Source organism: Pseudomonas sp. P7779, assembly GCF_013386315.1.
Taxonomy (GTDB): domain Bacteria; phylum Pseudomonadota; class Gammaproteobacteria; order Pseudomonadales; family Pseudomonadaceae; genus Aquipseudomonas.
On the sequence record NZ_JACARZ010000033.1, the window covers coordinates 1 to 7,923 of the forward strand.

A 7,923-nucleotide genomic window follows, 5' to 3' on the forward strand; every position below is an offset into this window, starting at 1 on the left:
GTAAGAGCGAAACCATAAGCAGCCGTTACCGAAGAAACGGATATGTACATCATCAAAAAATCAGGGTTTAACCCGCCCCTTGAGCATCCCATGATTCACCAAAAGCGTCCGCATGGCATTGCGCGTCACCCCCAACAACTCCGCCGTACGCAACTGATTAAACCCACAAAACGCAAACGCCTCCCGCACGATCAAATCCTCGATATCGTGCAACAACGAATCCCCCGGCACCTCGAACAACCGCAGCAACTGCTCCCGCACCACCTCCTGCGGAATCCTCGGCGCCCCGCTGTTAACGCTGGCATGCATCGCACTCAACCCCGCAGAAAACTTCAAGTGCGACGGCATGATCGGCCTGTCCCCAGCCACCAAAAGCGCCAGGTGCACCACATTCTCCAGCTCACGAATATTCCCCGGCCACGGATAATCCAGCAACGCCTGGGTCGCCGACTCCGACAACATCGGCTCAGCGATTTTCAGCCTGGCACTGTAGAGCCGCCGAAAATGCTCAACCAACGGCAGGATATCCAGCGGCCGCTCACGCAACGGCAACACCTGCACCTGCGCCACGTTGATGCGATAGAACAGGTCAAGACGAAAGTTGCCCGCCTCCACCGCCTGCTCCAGGTCGATGTTGGTGGCCGTCACCAGCCGGATATTGATCTTGATCGGCTTGCGCGACCCCACTCGCACCACTTCCTGCTCCTGCAATACCCGCAGCAGCTTCACCTGCAACGGCAGCGGCAAGTCACCGATCTCATCGAGGAACAGGGTGCCGCCATCGGCTTCTTCAAACCAGCCGATCCGCCGCCCCGAGGCCCCGGAAAACGAGCCGGCCTCATGCCCAAAAAATTCGCTTTCCGCAAGGTTCTCGCTGATGGCCCCACAGTTCACCGGCACAAACGCACCGGTGCGGCCGCTGGCGCTGTGGATATAGCGCGCCACCAGCTCCTTGCCGGTGCCGGTCTCGCCATTGATCAACACCGGCGCTTCACTGGGGCCGACACGTTGCAAATATTCGAGCAGTTGCAGGGAACGCGGGTCGGCAAAAACCAGCGCCTTGGCGCGAATCGACAACGGGTCTTTTTCGCCCTGGGGCAAAGTCAGGATCGGCGTGGGATGCCCGTGGGGACGGTTCATGAAGAGTATTTCCCGGCGACGAGGTGAAGGTACGTAAAGGAACTTTACTCAGTCACGCATATAACTAGAAATATTAAAAATTCATTAGTACATAACCGTTTATCGACGATGCGCCAGCGACCTCACGCAACGATCCCCCAGGCTTTGCACGCCCTGGACCAGCACCACCAACACAATCACCGTCACCACCATGATCTGGTTATTGAAACGCTGGTACCCATAACGAATCGCCAGGTCGCCCAGGCCGCCACCGCCAATCACCCCCGCCATGGACGAAAAGCCGATCAGCATCACCAGGGTCAGGGTCAACCCCGCAAGCAACGCAGGGAGCGCCTCCGGCAGCAGCACCTTGAAGATCACATGCCGAATATCTCCGCCCATGGCAACGATGGCTTCGATACGCCCCTTGTCCACTTCGTCCAGCGCGTTTTCGACAATCCGCGCAAAAAACGGAAAGGCGCCAATGGTGATCGGCACCACGGCGGCGGTGCTGCCCAATGTGGTGCCAACGATCAACCGGGTCAGCGGAATCAAGGCAATCAGCATCACCACAAAGGGCAATGAGCGGCCCAGGTTGATCACCGCACCCAGCACACGGTTCACCCGTGGCAGCGGGAACAGCCCGCCGCGGCGACTGACAAACAGCAGCACCCCCAGGGGCAGGCCGATCAGCAAGGTAAAGACCGCCGCCAGCAGCACCATGTACAGGGTTTCGCCAGTGGCCGTGAGCAGCAGTTGCAGGATGTCGTTCCAGTCCGTTTTCATACTGCCCTCACCGCTGGCAGGCTGGGGGCCAGTGAGCGGCCCAGGCTTGAGGCGGGGTCGGCCTGCAATTGAATCAGGCTGCCGCTTTCCACCACACGCCCATTGGCCAGGGATACCGCGCTGTCGCAGATAGCCTTGACCACATCCAGCTCGTGGGTGATCAACACGATGGTCACCCCCAGTTGCCGATTGATACTGCGCAGCAGTTCCAGGATCGACGCGGTGGTTTCCGGGTCGAGGGCGCTGGTGGCTTCGTCCGACAGCAAATAATCCGGGCGCGCCGCCAGTGCCCGGGCGATGCCGACGCGCTGCTTCTGGCCGCCGGACAGTTGCGACGGAAACGCCAGCGCCTTGTCACTCAGGCCGACCAGTTCCAGCAATTCCTTGACCCGGGCAACGCGCTCGGCCTTGGGCTGACCGGCGATTTCCAGGGGCACCGCCACATTGTCGGCGACGTTGCGTGAATGCAGCAGGTTGAAACCCTGGAAGATCATGCCGATACGCTGGCGTTGCTGGCGCAATTGCTTGTCACTGAGCAGCGTCAGGTCCTGGCCGTCCATGAGGATACGCCCGGAGGTCGGGCGCTCCAGCAGGTTCAGGCAACGCAGCAAAGTACTCTTGCCCGCCCCGCTCCGCCCCACGATCCCGAAGATCGAACCATCGGCAATCTGCAACGACACGTTATCCAGCGCCGGCGGCTGGCCATCGGCGTAGGTTTTGCTGACCTGCTCGATGACGATCATTCGACAGCTACCGGAATCACCGAGCCTGCATATTTCTCGGCGATGAACTTGGCCACCTCCGGCGAATTCAGGTCCTTGGCCAGCTGTTTGATCCGTGGGTCGTCCTGCAATTTCGGGGTGGTCACGAGGATATTCGCGTAGGGATTGCCCTGGGCTTTTTCCAGCCCAAGGGCATCCTTGGCCGGTGACAGGCCGGCCTCGAGGGCGTAGTTGCCATTGATCACGGCGAGGTCGACATCATCCAGGGCACGAGGAATCTGTGGTGATTCGATCTCGAGGATCTTCAGGTGCCTGGGGTTCTCGGCAATGTCCTTGGGCGTTGCCTGGTCCTTGGCCGGGTCATTGAAACCGGGCTTGAGCGTGATCAGGCCGTTGGCTTGCAGCAGGTACAGCGCACGGCTCAGGTTGGTGACGTTGTTGGGCACGGCCACGGTGCCTTTATCCGGCACCTGGGCAAAGCTGGTGTGGCGATGGGAATAGATACCCAGTGGCTCGATATGCACGGTGGCCGCCACTGTGAATTTCTGGCCGAGAGCCTGTTCCTGGGAGTGCAGGTACGGCAAGTGCTGGAAGTAGTTGGCGTCCACATCACCGTGGGCCAGCAGTTCATTGGAGTTCACGCCGTTGGGGATTTCGATGATTTTCAGCTGCAGCTGCGGGTCGAGCTTCTGCACGTATTCGAGGATTTGCGCGTGGGGAATCGGGTCCGCCGCCACACGCAGGGCCTCGGCGGCCTGGGCGTCGAAGGAGGCAATCAGGACGGCCAGGGCCAGGGCTGTTTTCTTGAGCATGGTGATGTTCCTTATCAGGCGGACAGGGCTTGGGGAATCGTGGCATCGGCGTAAAACCGTTGGGCGACATCCGGATGGGAACGCAGGCGGCCCTTGAGGTAGTTCCAGCCGACGTCCCGCAGCAGCGGGTTACGCGGGTCACTGGTGGGGCCGTGGGCATCGCGCAGCAACTCGGGCGGCAACTGATACACCGGCACCACCGCGTCGAGTTGTGCACCGAGGAAAAACGCCAGGGACAAACGCTCGCTGCCCAGGGGCGGCGATTCGACCCGGTGCACCGTGGCACGCAGGTAGCCGTTGGTGGCCAGTTCCAGCAACTCGCCGATGTTCACCACCAGGGTGTCGGGGCGCGGCGAAGCGTCGATCCAGCGGCCCTCCTCCACTTCCACTTGCAGGCCGGCCTGCTGGTCTTGCAGGAGGAAGCTGAGAAAGCCGGAATCCTTGTGGGCACCGACACCCTGGCGACTCTGCTGGGCGTGGCGGCCGGGGTAGCGGATCAGCTTGATGTGTTCGTTGGGCTTGTCGCCATACAGCGGGTCGAAAGCGTTTTCCGGCAGCGACAAGGCCTGGGCAAAGGCGCGCAACAGGCGCAGGGACATCTGCGTCATCGCCTGCTGCCAGGCCAGTAACAAGGGCTTGAGTTCAGGCAACGCGGCAGGCCACTGGTTGGGGCCTTGCAGGCGCGACCAGGCCGGTGAATCCGGGCCTTGCCGCAGCGGCTCGCGCTCGGCGCCGAGGTCGAACTGTTCACGCAGATCCGGCTGCCCCCGGGTGATCTCCGACGCGGCGCGGTTGTAGCCGCGAAAGTGCGGGGAGTTGATCATGCCGACAGCAAGCTTGTCGGCCTCCGGCAAGGCGAAAAACTGGCGCGCCTGCTGCTGCACCTGGGTGAGCAACCCGGCGTCGATGCCGTGGCCGGTGAGGTAGAAAAAACCGATATGCCGCGCAGCGTGGCGCAGGTCATCGAGAAACTGCCCACGCTGGGCCAGGCTGCCGTCGAGCAGCGCCAGGTCCAGCAGGGGCAAGGTGTTGATTGCCAGCGGGTGCGACATTGGGTGCTCACTCCATGAACAGGTACGTGGAGTGGTGAAGCTAAACGATCTAAAAACCCCGCAATAAATACCTTTTTGGCATTAGCTTAGGTTGGCGCGTTCGCCGCCCTGGCTTCTTCCAGCAGGGCCTGGATGACTTTCTCCTGATTGTCGTAGCGGCCCTCGCCGAAATGGCTGTAGCGCACTTTGCCGGTGGCATCGAAGAAGTAATGGGCCGGCCAGTACTGGTTATCGAAGGCGCGCCAGATGCGGTAGTCGTTGTCGATGGCCACCGGGTAATGGATGTCCAGCTTCTTGACCTGGCTGCGTACGTTATCCAGGACTTTCTCATAGGCGTTTTCCGGCGTGTGCACACCGATCACCACCAACCCGTCCCTGGCGTACTTCTTCGCCCACTGATTGACGTACGGCAGGCTGCGCTGGCAGTTGACGCAGTCGTAGGTCCAGAAATCCACCAGCACCACCTTGCCCTTCAGGCCCTCGGCCGTCAGCGGCGGCGAGTTGAGCCAGGCCACCGCGCCGTCGAGGGACGGCATGCGCTCATCGGACTGGCTGAAACTTTCGGCATCGACGTTGTTGATCAGGTAGTTCACCGCCTTGGGCACGCCGACCAAGGCAACCACCAGTGCCAACAGCAGCAGGCCTTTTGAGCGGCGCAGGTATCGGATGAAGTTCATGGGTGTCACCTCGTGGCCGGGGGTGTTTCGGCGCGCTTGCGAGCCGCGCCGTTTTGCGCCAGCGGCGTGTTCTGGAAGCAGGTTTCACCGCCAGTGAGTTTTTTCGCGGTGGCGGCATTCACATCCGCCGCCACACCCGCCAGGGAAAACGCCAGGGCGCTGAGAAAGCTGTTGAGTGGGGTCATGGCCGGTCTCCTCAGCTGCCTTCAAGGCAATTGCTGGAAAATTTGCGGTAGTCGAGGACGTGGCGCTGGCCCTCGGAATCGAGGTAGGTCAGGTGCGAGTTGACGATGCCGCACAGCGCGCCACCGGACTCTTCGGAGATCGACAGCACCTGGTGGATATCCGGCTGGCTGGCGGTGGTTTCGGCATGGGCGGCAACACTCAGGCCAGTGAGTAAGGCAAACAGGCAACTGGCATAGGCAGCTTTGATGGTCATGGGTGGTTCCCCGGGGGTTCAAGTGGGCCGAGGCGGATTACCTCGTTGGGCTCATTTGAACCTTGCGAGGTATCCGGATTGTGTCGGCCAGGCCCGGATTTTTGCGTCGATGTGTATCTCGTCACCGCCAGATACACTGCAATACAAAGGGCACAAGGCAAGCCCGCCGCCAGTGGCTAGACTGCGCATCAATGACTAATCAACGAGGAAGGCAGCATGGATCACGTCGATCACATTCTGATTGTCGATGACGATCGGGAGATCCGCGAACTGGTGGGCAACTACCTGAAAAAGAACGGCCTGCGCACCACCGTGGTGGCTGACGGCCGGCAGATGCGCAGCTTCCTCGACACCACGCCCGTGGACCTGATCGTGCTGGACATCATGATGCCCGGCGACGACGGCTTGCAGCTGTGCCGCGAACTGCGGGTGGGCAAGCACAAGGCCACGCCGATCCTGATGCTCACCGCGCGCAACGATGAAACCGACCGCATCATCGGCCTGGAAATGGGCGCCGACGATTACCTGGTCAAGCCCTTCGCCGCCCGTGAACTGCTGGCCCGCATCAACGCCGTGCTGCGGCGCACACGGATGCTGCCGCCAAACCTGGTGGTGACCGAAAGCGGCCGGCTGATCCGCTTTGGCCGCTGGCGCCTGGACACCACCGCCCGCCATCTGCTGGACGAAGACAACACCCTGGTGGCCTTGAGCGGTGCCGAATACCGCTTGCTGCGCGTTTTCCTCGACCATCCGCAACGGGTGCTCAACCGTGACCAGTTGCTGAACCTGACACAAGGCCGGGACGCGGACCTGTTCGACCGCTCCATCGACCTGCTGGTCAGCCGCCTGCGCCAGCGCCTTTTGGACGACGCCCGCGAACCGGCCTACATCAAGACCGTGCGCAGCGAAGGCTATGTGTTCTCCCTGGCCGTGGAAATCCTTGGGGACCCGGCATGACCCTCACGTTCCGCTGGCCGCGCACCCTCGCGGCGCAACTGACGGTAATTTTCATCGTCAGCCTGCTGTGCGCCAACGCCCTGTCGTTCAGTGCGCAGTTCTATGAGCGCTACATGAGTGCCCGCAGCGTAATGCTGGGCAACCTGGAAAACGACGTATCGACGTCGATCGCGATCCTCGACCGCCTGCCCGCCGCCGAGCGTGCCAGCTGGCTGCCGCGGCTCGACCGCAACGCCTACCGCTACCTGCTGAATGCCGGCGAACCCGGCGAGCCGATGGCCAGCGACAACGTGCCCATGGCCGCGACGTCGATTTCCGATGCGTTGGGCGAGCACTACCCGCTGACGTTCCGCGACATCCCGGGCCTGCAAAAACACTTCCAGGCGCACCTGACCCTGGCCGATGGCAGCCCGGTCACGATTGATGTCTATCCCAAGCCGATCCCGTTTGCGTTCTGGCTGCCGGTGGTACTGGTGCTGCAACTGGTGGTGTTGCTGGTGTGCACCTGGATCGCCGTGCGCATCGCCATCCGCCCGCTGACACGCCTGGCACGGGCAGTGGAAACCCTCGACCCGAATGCCCGCCCGACGCCGCTGGACGAAACCGGCCCCACCGAGGTGGCGCATGCGGCGGCGGCGTTCAACGAAATGCAGAAGCGGATTGCCGAGTACCTCAAGGAGCGCATGCAGATTCTGGCGGCGATCTCCCATGACTTGCAGACGCCGATTACCCGCATGAAATTGCGTGCCGAGTTCATGGAGGACTCGGTGGACCGGGAAAAGCTCTGGAGTGACCTGGGGGAAATGGAGCATCTGGTGCGCGAGGGTGTGGCGTATGCCCGCAGTGTGCATGGGTCCACCGAGGCCAGTTGCCGGATCGACCTGGATGCGTTTCTCGACAGCCTGGTGTTTGATTACCAGGACATGAACAAGCAAGTGAGTTTGACCGGTAAAAGCGCGGTGGTTTTGGATACGCGGCCCCATGCGTTGCGTCGGGTGCTGGTGAACCTGGTGGACAACGCGCTGAAATTTGCCGGGGAGGCGCAGTTGGAGGTGGGGCCGACGGCGGCGGGTGAGCTTTCGATCAAGGTGCTGGACCGGGGGCCGGGGATTGCCGAGGATGAACTGGTGCAGGTGATGCAGCCGTTTTACCGGGTGGAGAGTTCGCGTAATCGTGGCACTGGTGGTACAGGGCTGGGGTTGGCGATTGCCCAGCAACTGGCTGTGGCGATTGGTGGGGAGTTGACCCTGAGCAACCGGGACGGTGGGGGGTTGTGTGCGCAGGTTCGGCTGGAGCTGTGACGGGCGGTGTGTATATCCATTATTTGGGTGATGGCTTGTATCGGTTCCGCTCTTACAG

At 61.7% G+C, this 7,923-nt stretch carries 9 protein-coding genes and 1 pseudogene; 2 read left to right on the plus strand and 8 right to left on the minus strand.

Annotation, left to right across the window (positions count from 1 at the left end; all coding sequences use genetic code 11):
• Positions 1-60: 60 nt before the first annotated feature.
• The 8 genes and pseudogenes from HX869_RS11415 to HX869_RS11450 all read right to left on the minus strand — a co-directional run bounded on the left by HX869_RS11415 (position 61) and on the right by HX869_RS11450 (position 5,607).
• Positions 61-1,140: a sigma-54-dependent Fis family transcriptional regulator gene (locus HX869_RS11415; RefSeq protein WP_003212528.1), complete on the minus strand. Its 1,080-nt coding sequence runs from the start codon at positions 1,138-1,140 to the stop codon at positions 61-63.
• Between the two features lie 99 nt (positions 1,141-1,239).
• Complete coding sequence (locus HX869_RS11420) at positions 1,240-1,905, minus strand: methionine ABC transporter permease (RefSeq protein WP_003212526.1); 666 nt, start codon at positions 1,903-1,905, stop codon at positions 1,240-1,242.
• Positions 1,902-2,648, minus strand: coding sequence for a methionine ABC transporter ATP-binding protein (locus HX869_RS11425; RefSeq protein WP_178903106.1), 747 nt, complete (start codon positions 2,646-2,648; stop codon positions 1,902-1,904). Before HX869_RS11425 ends, HX869_RS11420 begins: the two co-directional genes overlap by 4 nt.
• On the minus strand, positions 2,645-3,439 hold the full coding sequence (locus tag HX869_RS11430) for a MetQ/NlpA family ABC transporter substrate-binding protein (RefSeq protein WP_178903107.1): 795 nt from the start codon (positions 3,437-3,439) through the stop codon (positions 2,645-2,647). Before HX869_RS11430 ends, HX869_RS11425 begins: the two co-directional genes overlap by 4 nt.
• Positions 3,440-3,453: 14 nt before the next feature.
• Positions 3,454-4,491, minus strand: coding sequence for an isopenicillin N synthase family oxygenase (locus HX869_RS11435; RefSeq protein ID WP_178903108.1), 1,038 nt, complete (start codon positions 4,489-4,491; stop codon positions 3,454-3,456).
• Between the two features lie 86 nt (positions 4,492-4,577).
• Positions 4,578-5,096: pseudogene (locus HX869_RS11440) on the minus strand (thioredoxin family protein); the annotation flags it as partial.
• Positions 5,097-5,173: 77 nt separating this feature from the next.
• Complete coding sequence (locus HX869_RS11445; protein ID WP_178903109.1) at positions 5,174-5,353, minus strand: hypothetical protein; 180 nt, start codon at positions 5,351-5,353, stop codon at positions 5,174-5,176.
• Positions 5,354-5,364: 11 nt separating this feature from the next.
• A complete protein-coding gene (locus tag HX869_RS11450; protein WP_087695229.1) occupies positions 5,365-5,607 on the minus strand; it encodes a DUF2790 domain-containing protein in 243 nt (80 codons plus the stop codon).
• A 216-nt stretch (positions 5,608-5,823) separates the two neighbouring features.
• Between HX869_RS11450 and HX869_RS11455 the strand changes: the two genes are divergently transcribed.
• Together HX869_RS11455 and HX869_RS11460 are read left to right on the plus strand one after the other, a co-directional pair.
• Positions 5,824-6,564: a response regulator gene (locus HX869_RS11455; RefSeq protein WP_003212510.1), complete on the plus strand. Its 741-nt coding sequence runs from the start codon at positions 5,824-5,826 to the stop codon at positions 6,562-6,564.
• Complete coding sequence (locus HX869_RS11460; protein WP_178903110.1) at positions 6,561-7,865, plus strand: ATP-binding protein; 1,305 nt, start codon at positions 6,561-6,563, stop codon at positions 7,863-7,865. The genes HX869_RS11455 and HX869_RS11460 overlap by 4 nt, the downstream gene beginning before the upstream one ends.
• The last annotated feature ends 58 nt before the right edge of the window (positions 7,866-7,923 follow it).

Excerpts from the sequence above, each read along its gene's own strand:
- HX869_RS11450 (WP_087695229.1), bottom strand. The coding sequence starts at position 5,607 with ATGACCATCAAAGCTGCCTATGCCAGTTGCCTGTTTGCCTTACTCACT.
- HX869_RS11420 (WP_003212526.1), bottom strand. The coding sequence starts at position 1,905 with ATGAAAACGGACTGGAACGACATCCTGCAACTGCTGCTCACGGCCACT.
- HX869_RS11415 (WP_003212528.1), bottom strand. The coding sequence starts at position 1,140 with ATGAACCGTCCCCACGGGCATCCCACGCCGATCCTGACTTTGCCCCAG.
- HX869_RS11455 (WP_003212510.1), top strand. The coding sequence starts at position 5,824 with ATGGATCACGTCGATCACATTCTGATTGTCGATGACGATCGGGAGATC.
- HX869_RS11445 (WP_178903109.1), bottom strand. The coding sequence starts at position 5,353 with ATGACCCCACTCAACAGCTTTCTCAGCGCCCTGGCGTTTTCCCTGGCG.
- HX869_RS11425 (WP_178903106.1), bottom strand. The coding sequence starts at position 2,648 with ATGATCGTCATCGAGCAGGTCAGCAAAACCTACGCCGATGGCCAGCCG.
- HX869_RS11430 (WP_178903107.1), bottom strand. The coding sequence starts at position 3,439 with ATGCTCAAGAAAACAGCCCTGGCCCTGGCCGTCCTGATTGCCTCCTTC.
- HX869_RS11460 (WP_178903110.1), top strand. The coding sequence starts at position 6,561 with ATGACCCTCACGTTCCGCTGGCCGCGCACCCTCGCGGCGCAACTGACG.
- HX869_RS11435 (WP_178903108.1), bottom strand. The coding sequence starts at position 4,491 with ATGTCGCACCCGCTGGCAATCAACACCTTGCCCCTGCTGGACCTGGCG.